A 20482-nucleotide genomic window follows, 5' to 3' on the forward strand; every position below is an offset into this window, starting at 1 on the left:
CGATGTATGTAGCTCTCAAACCGATGTATGTAGCTCTCAAACCCCAAAGAATGAGCAAACGCCCCCGTAGGCAACGCCGAGTCAGTCAATTGCTGAAGAGCCMGCTGATATCCCGCGCTCAAAGCGCACCGCCGAAGGTGAGCCGACAAACCGCAGCCGGCCCGGGATTTTGGGCCGCGGTGTGGAGGGCATCGCGAAGCGGGCACGGCCCAAATCCCGGGGCGGCGCCCCAGCCACGGACACCCAACCTGACGCGAAGCACAGCTTTAGTGCGAATGCTCAGCATGGCGGAAGGCAACCGGCATGACCCGCTCCTGCCGCTCGTAGGGGACGCCGACGCTCTTCAGATAGTCCTCGACAGTGTGGTCATACTGACAAACCATGACTTCAGCGCCGTACTCGGATGAAGAGTCGAAGAATTGTGCCTGCAGGTGCCGGTTGCCGAGCGAGTGCGCGACCACCCCCATTTCGTGGATGCTGCGCGGCGCGATCACGAGGACGTCGGTGGGCAGCACGGAGATGACGATGAGGTTGGTGTCGTCGGCGGCGAGGATGTCGCCGTCGCGCAGGTCGCCGGATCCGGTGGGGAGTCGGATGCCGAGTTCTTTGCCGTGGTCGGTGGTGACGCGTTGGATGCGTTTGACGAGCAGGGCGCTGGGGAGGACGACTTTTTCTTTGTGGTGGGCGGCATAGGCGTCGGGCTGTTCGTGGAGGTTGCCGAGGATTTTTTCGATAATCATTTGGTCTCCGGGATGGTGTTTAGAAGAGGTGGTAGCGCTGCGCCATGGGCAGCACGTCGGAGGGTTCGCAGGTGGCTTCGACGCCGTCCACTGTCACTTTGTAGGTTTCGGGGTCGACGACGATGTCCGGGGTTTCGCCGTTGAATTTCAGGTCGGCTTTGCGCAGGTTCCTGATGCCGGTGACGGGCCGGATGATGCGTTCGAGTCCCAGTTCGGCCGGCACTCCGGCGTCGATCGCGGCTTTGGAGAGGAACGTGATGGACGTCTGTTGGAGGGCTCGCCCGTAGGTGGCGAACATGGGCCTCATGGTGCGAGGCTGCGGTGTGGGAATGGAGGCGTTGGAGTCGCCCATGAGTGCGTAGGCGATTTGTCCGCCTTTGATGACGAGCTCGGGCTTAACTCCGAAGAACGCGGGGTCCCACAGCACCAGGTCCGCGAATTTCCCTTCTTCCACGGAGCCGATGACGTCCGCCATGCCCTGAGCGATGGCGGGGTTGATGGTGTATTTGGCTATGTAGCGTTTGAGCCGGAAGTTGTCGGATCCGGCAGAACCATGCACAGCGCCAGACGGATCCTGAAGAACCCCGCGTTGCCGCTTCATGGCATCGGCCACCTGCCAGGTCCGGATGATCACCTCGCCTACGCGGCCCATTGCCTGCGAGTCCGAGGACGTGATGGCGAAGACGCCGAGATCGTGAAGGACATCCTCGGCTGCGATGGTTTCGGCACGGATGCGGGAGTCCGCGAAGGCCACGTCTTCCGGGATGTCCGGGTTGAGGTGGTGGCAGACCATGAGCATGTCCAGGTGCTCTTCGATGGTGTTCTTTGTGTACGGCAACGTGGGGTTCGTGGAGGCCGGAAGCACGTTGGGTAGCCCGGCAATCTTGATGATGTCCGGCGCGTGGCCACCGCCGGCGCCCTCGGTGTGGAATGTGTGAATGACCCGGCCGTCGATCGCCTTGATGGTGTCTTCCACGAAACCGCACTCGTTGAGGGTGTCGGTGTGGATGGCTACCTGGACGTCGTATTCGTCGGCCACGCGCAGGGACATGTCGATGGACGACGTGGTGGAGCCCCAATCCTCGTGGACTTTGAGCCCGACGGCACCTGCGCGGATCTGCTCTGCGAGGGGTTCGACGGCGGACGCGTGGCCCTTGCCGAACAGGCCTATGTTGATGGGGAGGCCTTCGGCGGCCTGGAGCATCCGCGAGATATGCCAGGATCCGGGCGTGATGGTGGTGGCTTTGGTTCCTTCCGCCGGTCCAGTGCCGCCGCCGACCATCGTGGTGACGCCGCTGCAGAGTGCAGTGGGAACCTGTTCAGGGGAAATGAAGTGGATGTGGGTGTCGATGCCGCCAGCCGTGAGGATTTTCCGTTCGCCCGCGATGATCTCCGTGCTGGCACCGATCACGATGTCCACGCCGTCCATGATCTGAGGGTTGCCGGCTTTGCCGATCTTGAAAATGTGGCCGTCTTTCAGGGCGACATCGGCTTTGTAGATGCCTGAGTAGTCCAGGACGACGACGTTGGTGATGACCGTGTCAGGGATGTCCTCGGAGCGCGTCGCCTGGCCGTTTTGGCCCATGCCGTCGCGGATTACTTTGCCGCCCCCGAACACCACTTCCTCACCGTAGACGGTGTAATCGTTCTCGATTTCGAGGAAGAGTTCGGTGTCTGCCAGCCGGATGGCGTCACCTGTCGTTGGGCCGTACAGCTCGGCGTATTGCCGGCGGGGAAGCTCGAAGCTCATTTGGCGTCTCCTTCCATAGCCACGTCTGTCATAGCCACCGCTGCGCGGGAGGTCCCGCCAACGCGAGCACCGCCGTCGAGCCTTCCATTGACAGCGTTGCTCAAGCCGAAAACTTCGCGGGAACCTGTCAACTCCACCAGCTGGACGGTCTTCTTGTCGCCCGGTTCGAAACGGGCTGCGGTGCCGGCGGGGATGTCCAGACGCCGGCCATAAGCGGCTTCACGGTCAAATTCCAGGGCGCGGTTGGCCTCCGCGAAGTGGTAGTGCGAGCCAATCTGGACTGGCCGGTCACCTCGATTGACAACCTCGACGGCGATCGCCTCACGGCCGCTGTTGCACGCGATGGGCTCGGGGCGCAGCCTGTATTCACCGGGGATCATGGGGGCTCCTATCGAATGGGGGCGTGGACAGTGACGAGCTTGGTGCCGTCGGGGAATGTGGCCTCGATTTGGACGTCGTGGATCATCTCGGGCACGCCTTCCATCACGTCTTCGCGGCGCAGCAATGTGGTCCCGTAGCTCATGAGCTCCGCAACGGATTTGCCGTCGCGGGCGCCCTCGATGAGTTCGTAGCTGATGATCGCGATGGCTTCCGGATAGTTCAGCTTTAATCCGCGCGCCTGCCTTCGCCTGGCCAGATCGGCAGCCACCACGATCATGAGTTTTTCCTGCTCACGGGGCAAAAGATGCATTGATTCTCCTCAAAGCTGCTACCTGGGTGCACACGAAGGGACAGTTTGTGATCAGCGTAAGGACTGGAAGTTTCCGCCACGTTTCCAGAGGGTCTCAGTCAGCTGTGGGTTTGGCCGCCGTTCGATGCTTTCGGATCTGCCACACGGCCAGGATGACAACCACGACGGCGCCCACCACCACTGCGGCGCCGCGCCCCACCGCATGGGCTAGCTCTTCATAAGAGTTCCCTGCAACAAATCCCAAGGTCACGAACAGGGCGCCCCAAATGATGCCGCCCGTGAAGTTCCAGATGGCGAAGCGGCGGTATGGCATTCGGCTGAGCCCTGCGAGCGCGGGCATGACTGCGCGGAAAAAGGCTGTGAAGCGGCCCAGGAACACGGCGAGGCCGCCACGGCGGGCCAGGAAATCCTCGGCTTTTTGGAGCTGGGTTCTTCTCTTATCCAGGAGTTTCAGGGCCATGATCCGTGGACCGAGGTGCTTGCCGATCTCGTAGCCGACCGTGTCACCGAGGATGGCTGCGGAGATGACAACCAGGATCATGCCCCATAAGGGAAGATCACCCCGGCTGGCGAAGACTCCCCCTACCACGGCAGCTGTTTCGCCTGGGATCACGAAGCCGATAAACAAGGCGTCCTCGGCGAAGACCAATGCGAAGACGATGCAGATCACCACCAGTGGGCTGGCGTGAAGGAGTCCGTCGAACAACGACTGCATGGGGTTGAGTGTGGCAGATGAGCGGGTCTGTGGGGAGACGCTGCGGGCGCTGTTTTAATGACCGCCTATCCATAGACAGTCTAATACATCACTAATATACTAGTTGAGTACTTCACGTGAAAACCCGTGATCAGCTCGATGAGGAGTTAAACAGCACATGCAGAAACTCGCACACCGGCTTGAACGCCTGGGCACCGAAACTGCGTTCAGCGTGGCGCAGGCCGCTGCCGCCTGGAAGGCCAAAGGGAACCTTGTGTACCCCTTCCACCTTGGCGACATCAATATCCCAACGGCCCCTCACATCGTTGAGGCGATGAACAAGGCAATCACCGATGGCTACACGGGCTACTGCCCCGGTCCCGGTATCCCCCAGCTTCGGGAAGCCCTCGCCGAAGACCTCGGCGCACGGCGCGGAATGGAATTCTCCCCCGACAACGTGGTGGTGATGACCGGCGGTAAGCCCGTTATCACCAAGTTCCTGCAGGCCGTCATGAACCCAGGCCAGGAGGTGCTCTACCCCAACCCCGGGTTCCCGATCTACGAATCCCAAATCGAATATCTGGGCGGCACCGCTGTGCCCTACCGCTATGTGCCCACAAGTGACGGATTCGCGATCGACCTCGACCAGGTTCGGGCATCAATCACCCCGAACACGGCCGCGATCATCTACAACGATCTGCAGAACCCCATCTCTGCCGAATCGACGGCGTCCGAACGCGAGGCAATCGCCCAGATCGCACAGGAGCACGACCTTTGGGTACTCTCCGATGAGGCCTATTTCGAGACGCGCTACGAAGGAGTCTCAAGCTCCATTGCGTCGCTTCCCGGCATGGCCGAACGCACCGTCATCCTGTACACGTTCAGCAAGAAGTTCGCCATGACGGGCTCGCGGCTGGGCTGTGCCGTGGCCCCGCTTGAAATAGCGAAAGTGCTCAGCACTCTGAACACCAACGATGAATCATGCACCACTCACTATGTGCAGTGGGCCGGCATCGAAGCCCTTCGCGGCCCCCAGGAACCGGTACAGCAGATGCTGGACATCCTGAAGGAACGCCGGGATACCGCGTGCGGGATCGTCAATGCCATCCCGGGAATGAGCGTGGCAGTTCCGCAGTCCACGTTCTACCTGTTCCCGGACGTCACCGAGGCCATGCAGCGGCTGGGTTACACAGCAGTGGGCGACTTCGCATCCGACGCCCTCTACAAGACTGGGGTCTCGTTCTGCACGCGTGAACACTTCGGCCGGCGTCTGCCCGGCGAGGAGCGGCAGTACATCCGGCTCGCGTACTCGGGCATCGAAGTGCCAGACATCCGCGATGGCCTGGGCCGCCTGCGTGAATGGATCGAGACGGCATGAGCCGCGTAGTCGTCACCGGACGCGTGCCCGAACCGGCACTCGAGAAGCTCCGCGCCGAACACGAGGTGGATGCTTGGGAGGGCTCGGACTCCATCAGCCGCCAGGAACTTCTGCGCCGCGTAGCAGGAGCCGACGCCATAGTGAGCCTGCTGACCGAACGCATTGACGCCGAACTGCTCGACGCCGCGGGCCCGCAGCTCAAAGTGGTCGCGAACGTCGCCGTTGGCTATGACAACATCGACGTCCCCGCCTGCACCGAACGCGGGATCATCGCCACCAACACCCCGGGGGTGCTCACTGAGGCCACAGCCGACATCGCGTTCGGCCTGATCCTTATGGCCACCCGTCGGCTCGGCGAAGGCGAACGACTCATCCGTTCCGGCCAGGCCTGGAAATGGGGAATGTTCTTCCTGCTCGGCAGCAGCCTGCAGGGCAAGACCCTGGGTGTCGTCGGAATGGGTGGCATCGGCCAAGCTACAGCACGCCGGGCCAAGGCCTTCGGAATGGAGATCGTCTACCAGTCACGCAGCGAAATCGACCCCGCCATCGCCGCGGAACTCGGCGCACGGCGAGTGGAGCTCGACGAACTGCTGACCATCTCCGACGTCGTCTCGCTGCACTGCCCGTACGGGCCGACGACGCATCACCTGATCGGCGCTGAGCAGCTCGCCACGATGAAGAAGTCCGCCTATCTCGTCAACACCGCACGCGGACCCATCATCGACGAAGCCGCACTCGCCTTGGCCCTTCGCGAAGAACAGATCGCGGGCGCAGGCCTGGATGTCTTCGAACAAGAGCCCAAGGTGCATCCATGGTTGCTGGAACTGGAGAACGTGACGCTTGTGCCGCACCTCGGCTCCGCCACGGTGGAAACACGCACGGCCATGGCAGTACTCGCGGCGGACAACACGCTCGCCGTGCTCAAGGGTGAACAGCCGCCTACTCCCATCGCCTAAGGGAAGCGGCAGTTGCTGTGGCGGCGGGTAAATTTCCACCCGCCGCCACAGTATTTAAGCCTGATAAAGCACTAGTTGTTCCGGCCGCGAGCCGCGACCTTCCACGTGTCCACCACGGCGCCCTCACGAACCACAGTAACCTCGTCCACGAGGTTCATGGCCAGGCAAACGTGGTTAGGGATCAGCCTGAGCCGCGTGCCCAGTGCCGGCAGCTCCTCAGAGTCCGGCCAAACAACGGTGGCGTGGTGTTCAGAGAGCGCTGTAATCCGGGCCTCCCGGTATTCGGGCAGGCGCCCATATCCGGTGGCCCAGTCGGGACGGTCACTGCCCAGGATCTTGCTGCCCGCGTCCACAACCACCCGCCGGACGTTGCCGCCGTCGGACTCGTGCCGGCTGACCACAGTGGCAGCGACCGTCAGGGCGATGTCGTTCCACGTGCAGCGTTCGAGTTCAAGCTGTTGGGCATCACCGAAAACATAGACGCCGGGGCGCAACTCGGTGGCCAGCGTTTCGGCGTCGAGCAGCGCGGTGGGGGTGGAGCCGCCGCTGATGGTGCGGACCTCAAAGCCGGCGTGCTCCAGTGCGGCGGAAGCACGGCCAAGGGCCTCATTCTCGTTACCCGCTGCATCCCTTGGCATTCCGGGCTTGTAACTGTGTCCGGGGAATGTGAAGACGCCCGCAATGTTCAGGCCGCTTGCTGCGGCCGCGCGCGCAACATCCACCACTTCTCCGGGCAGGACTCCGCTGCGGTGATGCCCGCTGTCCACTTCGATCAGGACATCAATACTTCTGGCGTCGGCACCCAACTGGCGGCCCATCGCCGTCGCGCTTTCCGCCGAATCCGTGCCGACCGCGATGCTGCACGTCCTGGCAAGCTTCCGCAGCCGCTCCGCATGATGCGCCTCTACCCACAGCGGGTAGGCGATGAAAATATCCGTGGCGCCCCCGGCCGCAAAGACCTCGGCCTCCCCGATCGTCGCAACCGTGAGCCCAACTGCCCCAGCCGCGAGCTGCTTGGCGGCGATCTCCAGTGTCTTGTGTGTCTTCACATGCGGGCGGAGCCTCAGTGCCCGGCTGAGCATGCTTGAAGCCATGCGTTGGATATTTCGGTCGAGGACATCGACGTCGATCATGATGGCGGGCGTGACGATTCCGTCGGGGACTGCGTGGTTCATTCTTAGAACAGTAACGTCCTACGGCGCGGACTGCCTGACGCGCAGCGAGAACGCCGCTTCCGGCTGCTCCACCTTGTCCGCGGAACCCTTGCCTTCGATMCTGTTGATGAGGAGTTCGACGGCGCGCTCCGCAATTTCCGCACGGCCAGGCTCCACCGTGGTCAACGACGGCGACGCGAACCTGGCTTCGTCAATGTCATCGAAGCCAGCCACTGCTATTTCATCCGGGACCCGTTTGCCTCGGACCAGAAGTTCGTGCAGCGCCCCCAAAGCAACGGCGTCGTTCAAACCGAACACGGCGTCGAACCCAGCCCCGCTGTCCAGCAGCCGGGCGATCGCGTCCGCACCGGCGTCCCGCCGCCACTCACATTCGATCACGAGCGCCGGGTCATACTCCACGCCGGCGGCAGCGAGCGCAGCTTTGTAGCCGTTAAGGCGCAGGCCGTTGCTGCCGGTTGTGTCGCCGTCGTGCGCGCCCAAAACGGCTATACGACGGCGGCCTTCCGCCAGCAGGTGCGCCGTGACGGCTGCGGCTGCCTCGTGGTTTTGGATAAGGACCATGTCCAGTCGCGGGTCCTGCACGAATTCGCCCAGGAGGACCAGCGGTTTCTTGCCGGCGGAATGGATGATTTGCTCAGCATCCATTGCCAGCGGGATGAAGAGGAGCCCGTCCGTGAGGCTGCGGAACTGGCCTTGAAGCGCAGATTTTTCGTGGTCGGCTTCGTTGCCGGACTGCTCAACGAGGACCCGGTAGCCGCGGGCCCACGCCGCCTTCATGATGTCCGACGCGAGTTCGGCGTAGTACGGAACCGAGAGGTCGCTCAGCACCAGACCGAGCATGCTGGTCTTGCCGGAACGGAGGCTGCGCGCGGTCAGGTTGGTTTCGTATCCGAGTTCTTCGATCGCATCCAGGACGCGCTGCTTGGTTGCGGGCCGGATGAACTCGTAGTTGTTGATGACGTTGGAAACCGTCTTCAAGGAGACCCCGGCGGCCCGCGCGACGTCGTTCATGGTGACGGCCATCAATGTGCTCCTTCAATCGCTCTTCCCCGGATCCGTTCGCCGGGGTTGCTGGGTACATCGTTGCAGATCAGGTGCCAGCAGGTGTCATTCTGGGACGGCCGCAATCGCCTCGACCTCCACTAGTTGATTGTCATAACCGAGCACGGTGACACCCATCAGGGTGCTGGGCACATCGTGGCTCCCAAATGCTTCGCGAACCACTTCCCAGGCGGTGACAAGGTCCGCTTGCTGTGACGAAGCAACAAGGACGCGGGTGGAGACCACGTCCTCTATCTCTGCACCAGCAGCTTCCAACGCCAAGCGCATATTCTCGATCGCCTTTTCGGCTTGAACCCTGTAATCACCAATTCCGGCCGTGGAACCGTCCTCGTTGAGCGGACAGGATCCCGCCAGGAAGATCAGTCGGGTGTTGGCCGGTACAGACGCCGCATAGGCATATTGGGCGGCAGAACTGAGTTGGTGGGAGCGAATGAGGGTAACTGCGCTAGGCATGGGAGTCCTTCATCTGATGTAGGTTCTGAGCCCATTCCACCACGAGTAAAGGCACCGCCACTGTTGCGCGGCATGGCGCAGGCGTAGTGTCGGTAGTAGAAGATTTCGGGTGTGGCAAAAAGGTCCGGAGTTAACTATCCGGGCTGTGCGCGAACTCGAGCGCATTGCCGCCAGCTGGAGTCAATCGCTCTGGCATTGCCTGGAATGAGGCCGAATGGCCCAGAACGATGCAGTACCCTCAGCGGAACAGTTGCAGGACCTGCTGTTGGAGAGTCCCGGCTTTACGGAATTCCTTCTGGGCTTGACCACCATCTCGGCTTCCTTGTTAGGCGGGGATGTCCCGATGCTCTGTGCCATTACCGTCGAGCGGGACGGAGGCCCGTCCACGGTGGCGAGCAGCACGGAGGCAGCCAAACGCCTGGATGAAAAGCAGTACGAGTTCGACGACGGTCCATGCCTTACCGCACTGCGCCAGCAACATACCGTTTTGGTTCAGGACCTTCAGGCCGACGTCCGCTGGCAACATTACGCCGACGCTGTTTCGCAGGAAGGTATCACCACCATGCTGGCGGTACCAATCACAACAGACGACGACTCCCGGGCAGCGCTGAACTGCTATTCCACCCAAGCAGGTACCTTCGATCCAGAGACCGTGGCATCCATAGAGAAGCACGCAGAGTCCTTATCGAGGATTCTGCGGCTGGCACTGCGCCTGCACACCCCGGATCCATACCCTGTGCACTTGCGTTCCGCCTTGGAGTCGCGGGCGATAGTGGATGCCGCTATTTCCCTGATCATGGTGCAGAACCGTTGCAGCCGGGACTCCGCCATCAGGCTCATACAGTTGGCATCCCGCAACAGTGATAAGCGGCTCCATGAAATTGCAGAAGACATTCTGAAGCGGGCAGTCCACGAAGATAAGGAGGGTAGGTAGGCTCTATGAATGCCGAACCTTGGGGGACACCGGAACGCCATGGAAAACTTGACCAGCGCCAGCAAGCCACCGACAGATTCCGAACCGGAAACGTAAGCCTGAACAGTCTATGGACCTACTATTTCGGGATTGGAGGGGACGCCGATGAGTTGGTGCTGGACGCCTACCTGAATGGGCTTCTGGTTCTTGCCCCAGGCCAGATGGAACTCGTGGATACTGCATTCAGGGAACTCACCTCAGACGGTTGGACGGAACCGGGAGGGCAGCAAGGCCGAGGAATAGTAAGGAAAGACAATGACTGAAACCCAGCCTTCACGGTACATCAACAGCCCTCTCCCTTTCGCCGGCCCCGTTGAAGATCACGTGGACCTGACGGACTTCGTTGAACATCTGCAGGACCTCTTGGTGGAGAATGCCGATATCCGTGAATTCCTCCAGGACCTCGCCTCACTGATCGCGAAGAAGCTCACCAGGAACGGAAACACGATTGCCTGCGGAGTCACAGTCATCCGGCAGAAGAAGCCGGTGGCCGTGGCCGATAGCGATACCCTTGCCCGGAAGCTGGACGAAATCCAGAACACCTTCGGCGATGGCCCTTGCCTTTCGGCCCTTCGCACACGCACCATCACCCATGTCCCGGACGTCCACGACGAAGATCGTTGGCCCGAGTACATGCAGGCTGCTGCGGCCACCAATGTGGGTTCCATTCTTGCGTTTCCCATGGAATTGAACAGCACCGCGGAGGCTGTAGTGAATCTCTACTCCACGCGCACTCACGGTTTTTCCCACGAGGACATTTTGTCGGCAGAGCGTGTCACGGCCACTGGCGCCAAGGCGTTGCATCTGGCGTTGAGATCGCCCAGTTGCGGGACGCCCGCGAGAACCTCACCGCGGCTCTGGAATCCCGCACGACGATCGACACCGCCGTCGGAATCATCATGGCGCAGAACCGCTGCAGCAGGGACGCGGCCTTCCAAATCCTCGTCAGCGCGTCCAGCCACCGCAACATCAAGCTCCGCGTAGTGGCGCAGGGGATCATCGCCCACGTTGCTGGCGACCGAAAGATCTCCGCAGCTTTTGAGGAATAGCAAGCAACCTGTCTAGATGCGGTTTTTCTCGTCCAAAACCCATTAGGCTGGATTGAGAACACGGGAGTCCAGCGATTTCAAAGATTGTTTCAGTCGGCCAGCCGACCTGAACGGCCGGGAAGAAGATCATGACCAAGAAGCAGCTTCCTCTGGACGAACTCTCGGGCGCCATCGGCCGGATTTTGGGCCTCCTTTTGACCGAAGAAAAGGTTGACCAAGCCGTTCAAAGTCTCTCCCAGGCCATCAAGGAATCCGTACCCGGCACCCTTGGTGCAGGGGTCTCCATCCTCGATTCGCAGGCACGGAGGACCAGCACCGGTTTCACGGACAGCATCGTGGAGCAGGCAGACTTCCTGCAATATGAGTTGGGCCAAGGGCCCTGCCTGACGGCGTGGGCTTCGGAAGAACTTGTGCTGATCGAAGACCTGAGCACAGACCCGAGGTGGCCGGAATGGCGGACAGCCGTCGACTCCCTGCCCATCAAATCGGTGGTCAGCGCACCCTTGATCGCGAATGGGCACAGCATTGGCGCAATGAAGGTCTATGCTTCCCAGCCCTTTGTCTATGACAGCAATACGGCCACCCTCATGGGACTCTTTTCCTCTCCTGCCGCCACCCTTCTCTCTCACATTCAAAGCACCGAGACACCCAAGCGCATCAGTGAAGGACTGCAGGCAGCCCTGCACAGCCGCGATCTGGTCAACCGGGCTTGCGGGATATTGATGGAACGCCACAAGATCACTCACGCACGGGCCCTGCAGCAATTGATAGGGGACGCCCGCGACAAGAGCAGGACCTTGCAGGAAGTCAGCGCCGAGCTTGTAGCCGGGATCCCGGCAGACCACAACTAAGGCCGCAGGATATGGGCTTCGAACGTAAAGAACCCGAGCAACGCCGAAGGCTCCTGGAAGCCCTCTCCGCGGCGCGGATCAACACGGGCACTCTGTGGCTGCAGTACTTCAGCATCGGCGGGTCCGTGGGTGAGTATGAAGTGGAGGCGTACTTGCAGGGAATGCTCTCCGTTCCGGAACTGGAAAGGGACCTCCTTGCCATGGCAGCGAACGAGCTCCTGAATAGCCAGGCAGGTCCCCACGCACCATATGCTGATGAGCTTCCTTCCTCGGATTCGAACGGTTCGGAGCCTGGTTCTGGTGACGCCGAGCGGGGTTCCGCTGACTCCGAGCCTGGTTCCGGGCCTAACATTCCCGGCGACGAAGCCGATCCCTCCTAGCCGTCACACAGCGCTCATCCATCTGCAACGCCCCGGCAACATGAATGCGGAAGGCTGTAGTTACGAGGCCGATCGGCCCAAAACGACAGCAACCTGGCTGAGGGGGAGCAAACATGAGCACTACAAACAGGGATCTTTTCCAGGCGTTGAAGACGCAGGCAAGCTTGGCTCAGGCCTTTGGCACCTTGCCGGGCAGCAAGGAGGAGCCGCACCCTCTCAGCCCTGGCGAATACATAGAGGCCTGGCACAACGGCCGCCTTTACCACCGGGGCACGGTGCTCAAGACAGTCGCAGGTACCGATCTGTTCTGGCTCCAGGATGCAGAAACCGGGAGCCGACGACTGCTGGACATGGAATCCATGGAAATCGTCGCTGCCGAGGAACCGGCTCCGACGCCCGTAACGCAGGCGCCGGAGCCGGCCCAGGGCGCTCCGTCAGAAGCGACGGTTACACCGATTTCGTTGTATCCGATCTTCCAGGACGGCTCGCAGGCGATCGCCTAGGATTCCAGCGACAACCGGATCATGCTCCAGCTCACGGCCGGAAGCGCGGCGGTGAGCCGGCCGCCGTCGAGCGTTACACTGACGTTCTCTGAAGGCAGGACGGACGTCGAATCATCCGCGGTCGCCTGCCAGTACGGATCCTTGTTCGTGTAAGTGACGGCCTCGATGACGCTGGCGGCCCCCAAACCCCCGACGGCGGCGTCGAGCGTGAGTGCGTCCGTCGCCGAACGGTTCACGGCGAAAACCACAACCTCCTTGGCTTCTGCGTCATAGGTAGCCACGGCTGAGAGCGAGCTGAAACCGGCCGTCTTTTCGCTGTCCAGCTTCGGCGACTCGACAGCAAGATTCAGCACCGTACCCGAGGCATGCTGGGAGGTGAGCGCGAACGGGTGGAACGTGGTCTGCTTCCAAGAGCGGCCGCCCGGCTCGGTCATGATCGGCGCAATGACGTTGACCAGCTGCGCGAGGCTCGCGGAGTGGACGCGATCCGTGTTGCGAAGCAGCGCGATGAGCAGGTCACCCACCACCACGGCGTCCGCCACCGTGTAGCGATCCTCGAGCAGAACCGGCGCAACAGGCCAATCGTCGCCCGTGGGAGCCTTGGACTCGTCGCGGGAACCGTGCCACACATTCCATTCATCGAAGGAAATGTTGACCTGCTTTGCCGACTTGGTTGCAGACTTCACGTGATCGATGTGGGAGACGAGGTCCTTGATGAACGCCTCCATCCGGTGCCCGGCAGACAAGTGCTCCTGCAGGTCCCCGAAGTCCTCGAAGTACTGGTGCGCGGAAATCAGGTCTACAAGCTCGTATGTCTCGGTGAGGACAATGCGCTCCCATTCCCCGAACGTGGGCATAGTGGGACTCGAACTTCCACAGGCCACCAGCTCCAGGTCCGGGTTGACCATGCGCATGGCGCGGGCGGTTTCGGCGGCGAGGCGGGCATACTCGCCGGCCTTCTTGTGGCCGATCTGCCAGAAGCCATCCATCTCGTTCCCGAGGCACCACATAGTGATATTGTGGGGCTCGACGGCGCCATTCGCCTTGCGCTGTTCGGACAGGGCCGTGCCGCCCTTGATGCTGCAGTATTCCAGGATGTCCAGCGCTTCCTGCGTCCCGCGGGTGCCCAGGTTGACCGCCATCATGGGCTCAACACCGGCTTTCTCGGACCACTTGGCAAACTCGTCCACGCCCACCAGGTTGGGGTCGCTTGAGTGCCAGGCAAGGTCAAGCCTCGTTGGGCGCTGATCCACTGGGCCAACTCCGTCCTCCCACCGGTAGCCGGAGACGAAGTTACCGCCTGGATAGCGGACCGTGGAGACGCCCAACTCCTTCGTCAGTTCCAGGACATCGGTACGGAAGCCGTCCTCGTCCGCCTTCGGGTGTTCGGGCTCGAAGATGCCCGTGTAGACGCATCGGCCCAGGTGTTCGACGAAGGCCCCGAAGGTCTTCCGCCTGACGGGACCCACGATAAATGCGGGATCAATGGTGATTTTGGCGGTGGGGGTTTCCGGGTTCTGAGTTCCCAAGGGGGCGTCCTTGTCTGCTTGCTGGTTTACGAGTCAATTTACAACGTTATAGAAACCATGCTGGCGTGCCAAAGGGGTGCGAGTCAAGAAGTTTTTTCCGGGGAACCTCGTTCAACGGACAATTCACCCCTGCGCGCGGCGGTGATTTGTCCGTTGGCGGGGGTCCGGGCAGCGCGGACCGTACCAAGCAACAAAAACAGGCCGGAGACTCAACGTCTCCGGCCTGCAGAAAGGGTGGGCCCTGTGGGGATCGAACCCACGACCCACGGATTAAAAGTCCGATGCTCTACCAACTGAGCTAAAGGCCCCTCCAGCTGTTGAAACAGCCATGAATACTGTACCTCAACGTCAAGCCTGTCGAGGAACGGGCCCTGCCACGCGGCGTCGTGACCCATTTTGAGCGAACAGCCGACGACGGCGCGCGGCGGCAGCGGCGTGTCGGCCCACTCGCGGCGGCAAAGTAGGTGGGGAAGGCACCCGCCCAGCAAGAGAACACCCCCCAAGAAACCGTTACTCGACCCCATCAGGGCACAGGAGTACGGTGAACTCATGAGCGAACAGCCAGGACCACGTGCGTACGGCGGAGCGAACAGGCACCACAAGCCCAAGCCCTTCGCGCCCATCGATTTCGAACCGTTCGCCGGCGGGGCAGATCCCGCCCGCGTCTCCGAGGCTGCCCACTTGGCGGCGCAGGCGCTCGTAAAACGTGGCCGTGACAGCGACGACCCCAAGGTCACGCGCCGCTTGGTAAAGCTGGCCGATGAGCAAGGTCTCGAAGCCATCGCCGAGATGTGGGCCGAGAGCCCCGCCCGTTCCCTGCCAGGCGCACTATGGCGGCTCTACGCCCTCCGCGCCGCCACCATCCAGAACCCCGAGCGCATCTCGGTGTACTTCAGGGCAGGCCGCGACACTGCGCAGGTATCCAATGTGGTTGCCGGGGCTGCGGAACCACCCGGAGCAGATGAAATGAAGACTATGGCGGACGCCATTTTGTCCGGCGCGTTCGACGGCGATTTCGACGTCGCACTGGAACGTTCTGCTGCATTCTGCCGCGTTGTGGCGCTCGGCCAGGCGACCCTGGCGGACGGGGCGGAGCACAGCAACGAAAGCCATGCAAGCAAGCTCACACGCAACTCGCACCAGCTGGTAAAGACTGCCGAGGACCTCGAACACGCCGCCAACGCATGGCGATTGGGAGAGCTGGATTAAGGGCCAAAAACCCCCGAATTTACCCACGTCGGGCCCAGCCTGTCAATGTTGACTTAGCCCCACCGACGTAGAACACTGAAACTGGTGCCGAACCGCGAAACCCCCGGGCTTCAACTTATAGCCGCTTCGAGCGGCCTACCGCCGAGAGGCGTATCCGGTTCGGCACCATTTTTATGCCCGGACCGAGATCCGGACTAGCCACGCCTGAAGGTAGCCGCGACCACACCCCTCAGACTTAGCGATGGCCGTCGTCGTACCGGTAAAGTTGGGGCCGAAGCGGGAAGCGTCAAGTCAAGCTACCCGCAGCCCATCCGTCCCCAGCCCGGAAGCGAAATGAAGCTGCGCCTTTTCCCCCAGGAACCTGCCGGGCTCGTACTGCTCGCGCAGATGGCCGGCGTCATTGTGGCCGCCACCGGAACGCTGTCCGAGATCCTTGGTGCGCAGGCCAGTCAGCACGAACGCCTGACTGAGGAACTTCACGAACACGAGTCGAAATCCCTGGACCTGCACTTTGCGCTCCTGACGCACATGCGCACCAGCTTCGTGAACCCGCTCCCCCGCGAGGACATGTACGCCCTGTCCCGCCACCTCAACGAGGCCATGGAGAAGCTCGACGCCGCAGGCGAGTTGGTTGCCCTCTACAAACTGGAGCGGCTGCCCAAGCGTGCGGCCGACCAACTGGAGATCATCAGCCGCCAAGCCGAGCTGACAGTTGACGCCATGCGCAAGCTCGAGGACCTGGACGAACTTGAGGACTACTGGATTGAGATCCTCAGGCTGGCGAAACGTGCCGAGCGAACTCACCGCACCTGGGTGGCCGAGATGCTGAAGGATATGAAATCCACGCAGTATGCGCGGCACAGGGACATCGCCAACCAGTTGGTGGAAGTCACCAAGGATATGCGGAAGATCGCCACGCAGGTAGGCAGCATCATCGTCAAGGAATCATGACGTGATCGTTGCATTCCTGATCCTCGTGGTGGGTTTGGCTTCAGGGTTCGCGTTCCTCAACGGCTTCCGTGACGTCTCGAATGCCGTAGCGCTATCCACGAGGACACGCGCCCTCACGCCGTCCGTGGCAGTACTTCTGGCAGCTGTTTTCAACTTCATCGGCGCTATGCTCAGCGGCAGCTTTGTGCTCGCATTTACCCAGTCCTGGATCTCCCTGCCCAACGGCATTGGCGGGCTGTCGATGCTGACGTCTGCCCTCGCCGCCTCCATCATCTGGGGCGTGTACGCGTGGTGGCGGGGCATCCCTTTGTCCTCCACCCACTCACTTGTGGGCGGGCTGATAGGCGCGGGGGCTGCGAGCGGGCTGGTGGGCGGGAACTCCATCAACGGCGTGGACAACGTCCTCCTGACTCAAGTCGCTTTGCCTTTGGTTCTCTCCCCTTTGATCGCTTTCGTGGCGGCATATCTGCTCGTGTGGCCAGTGACTTGGGCAGCGCGCTATGCGCAGCCGAATGTCATCAACAGGCGTTTCCGCCGGGCGCAAGCTGTCTCTGCTGCTGCTGTGGCGTTTGGCCATGGACTCCAGGATGGGCAGCGCACCGCGGCCGTTCTCCTGCTGGCGCTGGTGGCGGCGGGATTGTCCAGTGGGGGCGAGTTGCCGCTCTGGATCCTCCTTCTGACGGCGATCATGCTGACAGCGGGCACCATGTTTGGTGGCTGGAGGATCTCACACACTCTTGGCCACAAGTTGATCCGCGTAGACCCTCTTCGAGGGTTCGTGGCGCAAACGGTGACGTCCGTGATGCTCTTCATTGGCGCCATCGGCCTGCAGCTGCCGCTGTCCACAACGCACACGCTGACCGCGTCCGTGCTGGGTGCGGGCACCCACCAACGCTTCGCCACCACCAACAGGCGGCTTGTGCGCAGGATTCTCCTGTTCTGGGTGGCCACGCCGCTCGTCACAGCCGCCATGGCTTTCGTCCTTGAGTTGGCGTTCTCGCCCCTGGCCAAAACTTAACGCCCGACGCCGGGGCTCACCTTCCCGGGGCGGGCTCAATCCCAGCGACCTACTTGGGTACAAAAAAGCGACGGCGGCCGTACCCCCAAGGCGACGGCCGCCGTCGTTCATTGCCGGCTCCCCCAAGAAAGCCGGAGCCTGCAAGACCCCTTATCCGAAGCGGCCGGAGACGTAGTCTTCCGTGGCCTTCTGGGCGGGGTTGTTGAAGATGCTGGTGGTGTCCGCGAACTCGATGAGCTTGCCAGGCTTGCCGGTGCCGGCGATGTTGAAGAACGCGGTCTTGTCCGACACACGGGCGGCCTGCTGCATGTTGTGGGTCACGATCACCACGGTGTACTGGTCCTTGAGCTCATTGATGAGGTCCTCGACGGCCAGCGTGGAGATGGGGTCCAAGGCGGAGCAGGGCTCATCCATGAGGATCACCTGGGGTTCAACCGCAATTGCGCGTGCGATGCAGAGGCGCTGCTGCTGGCCGCCGGAAAGGCCGGAACCGGGCTTGTCCAGGCGGTCCTTGACCTCGTTCCAGAGGTTGGCACCAACCAAGGACTTCTCCACGAGGGCATCGGCTTCACCCTTGGAGATCTTCTTGTTGTTCAGCTTCACGCCAGCCAGTACGTTGTCCCGGATTGACATCGTGGGGAACGGGTTGGGGCGCTGGAAGACCATGCCAACCTGAGTTCGAACGGTAACGGGGTCAACGCCGGGGTCGTACAGGTTGTCGCCGTCCAGCAGGACCTCGCCCTCGACCCGTGCGCCGGGAAGGACCTCGTGCATGCGGTTCAGTGTGCGGAGGAAGGTGGACTTGCCACAGCCCGACGGGCCAATGAAGGCCGTGACGGACTTAGCTTCAATGTTGATGTTGACGTCCTCAACAGCCAGGAAGCTGCCGTAGTAGACATTCAAGTCTTTGACGTCGATGCGCTTGGACATGGTGTTCCTTATTCCTTGGGGGTTTCTGGAAGTTTGAAGCGGCGCCTAAGAAGAGGCTACCGACCCGTCTTCGGTGCGAACAGGCGGGCAATGAGGCGGGCTCCGAGGTTCAGGAGCATCACCAGGATGATCAGCACCAACGCGGCGCCCCATGCCCGCTGGTCTGAGGGACCGGGGTTGGACGGCGACGTTGGGTTCAGGATCTGGGTGTAGATGAACGTGGGCAGYGAGGCCATCCAACCGCCAAACACGTTGTTGTTGATGGTGGTCGCGAAGCCTGCGGTGACCAGAATTGGAGCGGTCTCGCCGATAACCCGGGCGATCGCCAAGGTGACGCCGGACGCGATGCCGGAGATCGCCGTCGGGATGACCACTTTGGTGATGGTGCGCCATTTACGCACTCCTAGCGCGTACGACGCCTCGCGGAGTTCGTTCGGGACGATCTTCAGCATTTCCTCGCTGGAGCGGACCACTACAGGGATCATCAGAACGGAAAGCGCGACGGCGGCTACCGCACCAGTCTTGGTGCCCGGGCCAACAACCGCGAAGAAGAACGCTGCCGCGAAGAGGCCGGCCACGATGGAGGGAATGCCAGTCATGACATCCACGAAGAACGTGATGGCACGGGCCAAGGGACGGTCGTTGCCGTATTCCACCAAGTAGATTGCGGTGAGCAGACCCACTGGCACAGAGATGACTGTGGCCAGGAGCGTGATCTGGAGAGTGCCCAACAGCGCGTGGTAAATGCCGCCGAGAACCTTGCCGCCTTCCTCCGCTGCCTTGTTGTCGAAGGCACCGGTGACGCCGTTCATGGACGTGCCAAGGAATCCGGGGGTTACCAGGCCGGGAATGCCGTTCACCAGCACGGTCCAGATGACGGAAATCAGTGGCAGGAGGGCAATCAGGAAGGCCCCGACAATCAAGCACGTTGCCAGCTTGTCCTTGGCCTTGCGGGCACCTTCAACGGCGGCGCTCCAGGTGACCAGGCCAATGGTGAACAGGATCGCGGAGACCAGGCCCCAGCCGAAGGCGTTGAAACCGATGAGGGCCAGAATGGCTGCGCCCACGATCAGGGCGACGGCCAGGACGATGTAAGGAGCGAACTTGGGCAGTTGGCCCTTGGTGAGCGCCGAGCGCTTACGGACTACGGTGGCGGTCATTTAGTTGGCTCCCGAGAATTCTTTGTGCTTGGTGATGATCCAGCGGGCAATCATGTTCACGCCAAGGGTGATGACGAACAGCACCAGGCCTGCGGCGATCAACGTATTGACCTTGAGCCCGCTGGCTTCGGGGAAGTTCAGCGCGATTTCGGCGGCGATGGTCTGGTTGCCGGACTGGATAAGGCTCGCAGTCAAGACTCCAGAGGACAGCACCAGTGCAACCGCCATGGTCTCGCCGAGGGCACGGCCCAGGCCAAGCATGATTGCGCTCACGATGCCCGGACGACCAAAGGGAAGTACGGCCATGCGGATCATTTCCCAGCGGGTAGCTCCCAATGCGAGCGCTGCTTCCTCGTGCAGCTTGGGGGTCTGCAGGAAGATTTCGCGGGACAGGGAGGTGATGATGGGCAGGACCATGACGGACAGGACGATGCCGGCGGTCAGAATGGTCTTGCCTGTGGCGGATGCCGGTCCCWGGAAGATCGGGATCCAGCCGAGGTTGTTGGCGAGCCAGTCGTAGGCGGGGGAGATTTCCTTGGCCAGGAACGCCGCGCCCCAGGCACCGTAGACAACGGAGGGGATGGCGGCCAGCAGGTCCACAACGTAGCCAAGCCCCGAAGCCAACCGGCGCGGGGCGTAGTGCGAGATGAACAGGGCTACCCCGATTGCCACGGGGGTTGCGATGACGAGCGCGATCACGGCGGCGATGAGCGTACCCACCACGATCGGGCCGATGTAGGCGAAGAAGCCGTTGCCGCCCTGGATGTCAGCGGGCGGTGCGACAAGCGCAGGAATTGCCTGCACCACAAGGAACAGGGCGACTCCGAAGAGAACCGCGAGAATCAGGCACCCTGCGGCCATGGCGGCCCCGGAGAAAACCTTGTCCCCGGCGCGTCCTGCGCCTTGGGAGGTTGTCAGGGAGTTGGTGGTCACTTCACGATCCTTCAGTCTGGAGTGAACTGGTCTTACATGGCTAAGTTCCCAATCCCGCGCGAACGGCTTCAGCCACTCCGCGCGGGACAGGGAACTT

At 61.8% G+C, this 20482-nt stretch carries 23 protein-coding genes, 1 tRNA gene and 1 pseudogene; 12 read left to right on the plus strand and 13 right to left on the minus strand.

The window, feature by feature from the left end:
• Positions 1–266 precede the first annotated feature (266 nt).
• The 5 genes from ureE to AB4Y87_RS23125 form a co-directional block, all read right to left on the minus strand.
• Entirely contained in the window at positions 267–740 is a 474-nt protein-coding gene (gene ureE / locus AB4Y87_RS23105; RefSeq protein WP_442006585.1) for an urease accessory protein UreE, read from the minus strand.
• Positions 741–759: 19 nt separating this feature from the next.
• Positions 760–2490: an urease subunit alpha gene (gene ureC / locus AB4Y87_RS23110; RefSeq protein WP_442006586.1), complete on the minus strand. Its 1731-nt coding sequence runs from the start codon at positions 2488–2490 to the stop codon at positions 760–762.
• On the minus strand, positions 2487–2870 hold the full coding sequence (locus tag AB4Y87_RS23115; protein ID WP_442006587.1) for an urease subunit beta: 384 nt from the start codon (positions 2868–2870) through the stop codon (positions 2487–2489). The genes ureC and AB4Y87_RS23115 overlap by 4 nt, the downstream gene beginning before the upstream one ends.
• Before the next feature lie 8 nt (positions 2871–2878).
• Complete coding sequence (locus AB4Y87_RS23120; protein ID WP_442006588.1) at positions 2879–3181, minus strand: urease subunit gamma; 303 nt, start codon at positions 3179–3181, stop codon at positions 2879–2881.
• A gap of 94 nt (positions 3182–3275) precedes the next feature.
• Complete coding sequence (locus tag AB4Y87_RS23125) at positions 3276–3896, minus strand: DedA family protein (RefSeq protein ID WP_442006589.1); 621 nt, start codon at positions 3894–3896, stop codon at positions 3276–3278.
• Between the two features lie 157 nt (positions 3897–4053).
• On the opposite strand from AB4Y87_RS23125, the gene AB4Y87_RS23130 reads away from it, so the two are divergent.
• Both AB4Y87_RS23130 and AB4Y87_RS23135 read left to right on the plus strand, forming a co-directional pair.
• On the plus strand, positions 4054–5253 hold the full coding sequence (locus AB4Y87_RS23130; RefSeq protein WP_431117497.1) for a pyridoxal phosphate-dependent aminotransferase: 1200 nt from the start codon (positions 4054–4056) through the stop codon (positions 5251–5253).
• Positions 5250–6209 carry a 2-hydroxyacid dehydrogenase gene (locus tag AB4Y87_RS23135; RefSeq protein WP_442006590.1) on the plus strand — a complete coding sequence of 320 codons (960 nt, stop codon included), beginning with the start codon at positions 5250–5252 and terminating at the stop codon, positions 6207–6209. The genes AB4Y87_RS23130 and AB4Y87_RS23135 overlap by 4 nt, the downstream gene beginning before the upstream one ends.
• 71 nt (positions 6210–6280) lie before the next feature.
• On the opposite strand, the gene AB4Y87_RS23140 is transcribed toward AB4Y87_RS23135, so the two are convergent.
• From AB4Y87_RS23140 to AB4Y87_RS23150, 3 genes are all read right to left on the minus strand, one after another.
• Complete coding sequence (locus AB4Y87_RS23140) at positions 6281–7384, minus strand: D-TA family PLP-dependent enzyme (RefSeq protein ID WP_442006591.1); 1104 nt, start codon at positions 7382–7384, stop codon at positions 6281–6283.
• 18 nt (positions 7385–7402) lie between these two features.
• Positions 7403–8407 (minus strand): LacI family DNA-binding transcriptional regulator, encoded by a 1005-nt coding sequence (locus tag AB4Y87_RS23145; protein WP_442006592.1) that lies wholly within the window; start codon positions 8405–8407, stop codon positions 7403–7405.
• Positions 8408–8491: 84 nt separating this feature from the next.
• On the minus strand, positions 8492–8899 hold the full coding sequence (locus AB4Y87_RS23150; protein ID WP_442006593.1) for a RidA family protein: 408 nt from the start codon (positions 8897–8899) through the stop codon (positions 8492–8494).
• A 214-nt stretch (positions 8900–9113) separates the two neighbouring features.
• Between AB4Y87_RS23150 and AB4Y87_RS23155 the strand changes: the two genes are divergently transcribed.
• From AB4Y87_RS23155 to AB4Y87_RS23185, 7 genes and pseudogenes are all read left to right on the plus strand, one after another.
• Positions 9114–9833, plus strand: coding sequence for a GAF and ANTAR domain-containing protein (locus AB4Y87_RS23155; protein ID WP_442006594.1), 720 nt, complete (start codon positions 9114–9116; stop codon positions 9831–9833).
• Positions 9834–9838: 5 nt separating this feature from the next.
• The gene (locus AB4Y87_RS23160; RefSeq protein WP_442006595.1) at positions 9839–10135 is read left to right on the plus strand and encodes a hypothetical protein; all 297 of its coding nucleotides are present in this window, start codon (positions 9839–9841) and stop codon (positions 10133–10135) included.
• Positions 10128–10616: pseudogene (locus tag AB4Y87_RS23165) on the plus strand (response regulator receiver protein); the annotation flags it as partial. The gene AB4Y87_RS23160 and the pseudogene AB4Y87_RS23165, both read left to right, overlap by 8 nt.
• Before the next feature lie 155 nt (positions 10617–10771).
• Positions 10772–10921 carry an ANTAR domain-containing protein gene (locus tag AB4Y87_RS23170; protein WP_442006596.1) on the plus strand — a complete coding sequence of 50 codons (150 nt, stop codon included), beginning with the start codon at positions 10772–10774 and terminating at the stop codon, positions 10919–10921.
• Positions 10922–11049: 128 nt separating this feature from the next.
• Positions 11050–11772 carry a GAF and ANTAR domain-containing protein gene (locus AB4Y87_RS23175; RefSeq protein ID WP_442006597.1) on the plus strand — a complete coding sequence of 241 codons (723 nt, stop codon included), beginning with the start codon at positions 11050–11052 and terminating at the stop codon, positions 11770–11772.
• A gap of 11 nt (positions 11773–11783) precedes the next feature.
• The gene (locus AB4Y87_RS23180) at positions 11784–12152 is read left to right on the plus strand and encodes a hypothetical protein (protein ID WP_442006598.1); all 369 of its coding nucleotides are present in this window, start codon (positions 11784–11786) and stop codon (positions 12150–12152) included.
• Between the two features lie 113 nt (positions 12153–12265).
• Positions 12266–12655 carry a hypothetical protein gene (locus tag AB4Y87_RS23185; protein ID WP_442006599.1) on the plus strand — a complete coding sequence of 130 codons (390 nt, stop codon included), beginning with the start codon at positions 12266–12268 and terminating at the stop codon, positions 12653–12655.
• On the opposite strand, the gene arfA is transcribed toward AB4Y87_RS23185, so the two are convergent.
• Together arfA and AB4Y87_RS23195 are read right to left on the minus strand one after the other, a co-directional pair.
• Positions 12652–14184: an arabinosylfuranosidase ArfA gene (gene arfA, locus AB4Y87_RS23190; protein ID WP_442006600.1), complete on the minus strand. Its 1533-nt coding sequence runs from the start codon at positions 14182–14184 to the stop codon at positions 12652–12654. The genes AB4Y87_RS23185 and arfA overlap by 4 nt on opposite strands.
• 235 nt (positions 14185–14419) lie before the next feature.
• A tRNA-Lys gene (locus AB4Y87_RS23195) sits at positions 14420–14492 on the minus strand.
• Positions 14493–14733: 241 nt separating this feature from the next.
• Between AB4Y87_RS23195 and AB4Y87_RS23200 the strand changes: the two genes are divergently transcribed.
• The 3 genes from AB4Y87_RS23200 to AB4Y87_RS23210 all read left to right on the plus strand — a co-directional run bounded on the left by AB4Y87_RS23200 (position 14734) and on the right by AB4Y87_RS23210 (position 17362).
• Positions 14734–15393, plus strand: a complete 660-nt coding sequence (locus AB4Y87_RS23200; RefSeq protein WP_431117486.1) for a hypothetical protein — start codon at positions 14734–14736, stop codon at positions 15391–15393.
• A 333-nt stretch (positions 15394–15726) separates the two neighbouring features.
• Complete coding sequence (locus AB4Y87_RS23205; RefSeq protein ID WP_442006601.1) at positions 15727–16344, plus strand: DUF47 domain-containing protein; 618 nt, start codon at positions 15727–15729, stop codon at positions 16342–16344.
• Position 16345: 1 nt separating this feature from the next.
• Positions 16346–17362, plus strand: coding sequence for an anion permease (locus AB4Y87_RS23210; protein ID WP_442006602.1), 1017 nt, complete (start codon positions 16346–16348; stop codon positions 17360–17362).
• A gap of 150 nt (positions 17363–17512) precedes the next feature.
• Here AB4Y87_RS23210 and pstB read toward each other — a convergent pair whose 3' ends face one another.
• Genes pstB through pstC form a run of 3 tightly spaced genes read right to left on the minus strand, consistent with a single transcriptional unit; the run spans position 17513 to position 20385 of the window.
• The gene (pstB, locus tag AB4Y87_RS23215; RefSeq protein WP_431117483.1) at positions 17513–18292 is read right to left on the minus strand and encodes a phosphate ABC transporter ATP-binding protein PstB; all 780 of its coding nucleotides are present in this window, start codon (positions 18290–18292) and stop codon (positions 17513–17515) included.
• Positions 18293–18348: 56 nt separating this feature from the next.
• Positions 18349–19452: a phosphate ABC transporter permease PstA gene (gene pstA / locus AB4Y87_RS23220; RefSeq protein WP_442006603.1), complete on the minus strand. Its 1104-nt coding sequence runs from the start codon at positions 19450–19452 to the stop codon at positions 18349–18351.
• Complete coding sequence (gene pstC / locus AB4Y87_RS23225; protein WP_442006604.1) at positions 19453–20385, minus strand: phosphate ABC transporter permease subunit PstC; 933 nt, start codon at positions 20383–20385, stop codon at positions 19453–19455.
• Positions 20386–20482: the final 97 nt, after the last annotated feature.

The organism is Paenarthrobacter sp. RAF54_2 (genome assembly GCF_052113945.1).
Classification (GTDB): domain Bacteria; phylum Actinomycetota; class Actinomycetes; order Actinomycetales; family Micrococcaceae; genus Arthrobacter.

Excerpts from the sequence above, each read along its gene's own strand:
- ureE (WP_442006585.1), bottom strand. The coding sequence starts at position 740 with ATGATTATCGAAAAAATCCTCGGCAACCTCCACGAACAGCCCGACGCC.
- ureC (WP_442006586.1), bottom strand. The coding sequence starts at position 2,490 with ATGAGCTTCGAGCTTCCCCGCCGGCAATACGCCGAGCTGTACGGCCCA.
- AB4Y87_RS23115 (WP_442006587.1), bottom strand. The coding sequence starts at position 2,870 with ATGATCCCCGGTGAATACAGGCTGCGCCCCGAGCCCATCGCGTGCAAC.
- AB4Y87_RS23120 (WP_442006588.1), bottom strand. The coding sequence starts at position 3,181 with ATGCATCTTTTGCCCCGTGAGCAGGAAAAACTCATGATCGTGGTGGCT.
- AB4Y87_RS23125 (WP_442006589.1), bottom strand. The coding sequence starts at position 3,896 with ATGCAGTCGTTGTTCGACGGACTCCTTCACGCCAGCCCACTGGTGGTG.
- AB4Y87_RS23130 (WP_431117497.1), top strand. The coding sequence starts at position 4,054 with ATGCAGAAACTCGCACACCGGCTTGAACGCCTGGGCACCGAAACTGCG.
- AB4Y87_RS23135 (WP_442006590.1), top strand. The coding sequence starts at position 5,250 with ATGAGCCGCGTAGTCGTCACCGGACGCGTGCCCGAACCGGCACTCGAG.
- AB4Y87_RS23140 (WP_442006591.1), bottom strand. The coding sequence starts at position 7,384 with ATGAACCACGCAGTCCCCGACGGAATCGTCACGCCCGCCATCATGATC.
- AB4Y87_RS23150 (WP_442006593.1), bottom strand. The coding sequence starts at position 8,899 with ATGCCTAGCGCAGTTACCCTCATTCGCTCCCACCAACTCAGTTCTGCC.
- AB4Y87_RS23155 (WP_442006594.1), top strand. The coding sequence starts at position 9,114 with ATGGCCCAGAACGATGCAGTACCCTCAGCGGAACAGTTGCAGGACCTG.
- AB4Y87_RS23160 (WP_442006595.1), top strand. The coding sequence starts at position 9,839 with ATGAATGCCGAACCTTGGGGGACACCGGAACGCCATGGAAAACTTGAC.
- AB4Y87_RS23170 (WP_442006596.1), top strand. The coding sequence starts at position 10,772 with ATGGCGCAGAACCGCTGCAGCAGGGACGCGGCCTTCCAAATCCTCGTC.
- AB4Y87_RS23175 (WP_442006597.1), top strand. The coding sequence starts at position 11,050 with ATGACCAAGAAGCAGCTTCCTCTGGACGAACTCTCGGGCGCCATCGGC.
- AB4Y87_RS23180 (WP_442006598.1), top strand. The coding sequence starts at position 11,784 with ATGGGCTTCGAACGTAAAGAACCCGAGCAACGCCGAAGGCTCCTGGAA.
- AB4Y87_RS23185 (WP_442006599.1), top strand. The coding sequence starts at position 12,266 with ATGAGCACTACAAACAGGGATCTTTTCCAGGCGTTGAAGACGCAGGCA.
- AB4Y87_RS23200 (WP_431117486.1), top strand. The coding sequence starts at position 14,734 with ATGAGCGAACAGCCAGGACCACGTGCGTACGGCGGAGCGAACAGGCAC.
- AB4Y87_RS23205 (WP_442006601.1), top strand. The coding sequence starts at position 15,727 with ATGAAGCTGCGCCTTTTCCCCCAGGAACCTGCCGGGCTCGTACTGCTC.
- pstB (WP_431117483.1), bottom strand. The coding sequence starts at position 18,292 with ATGTCCAAGCGCATCGACGTCAAAGACTTGAATGTCTACTACGGCAGC.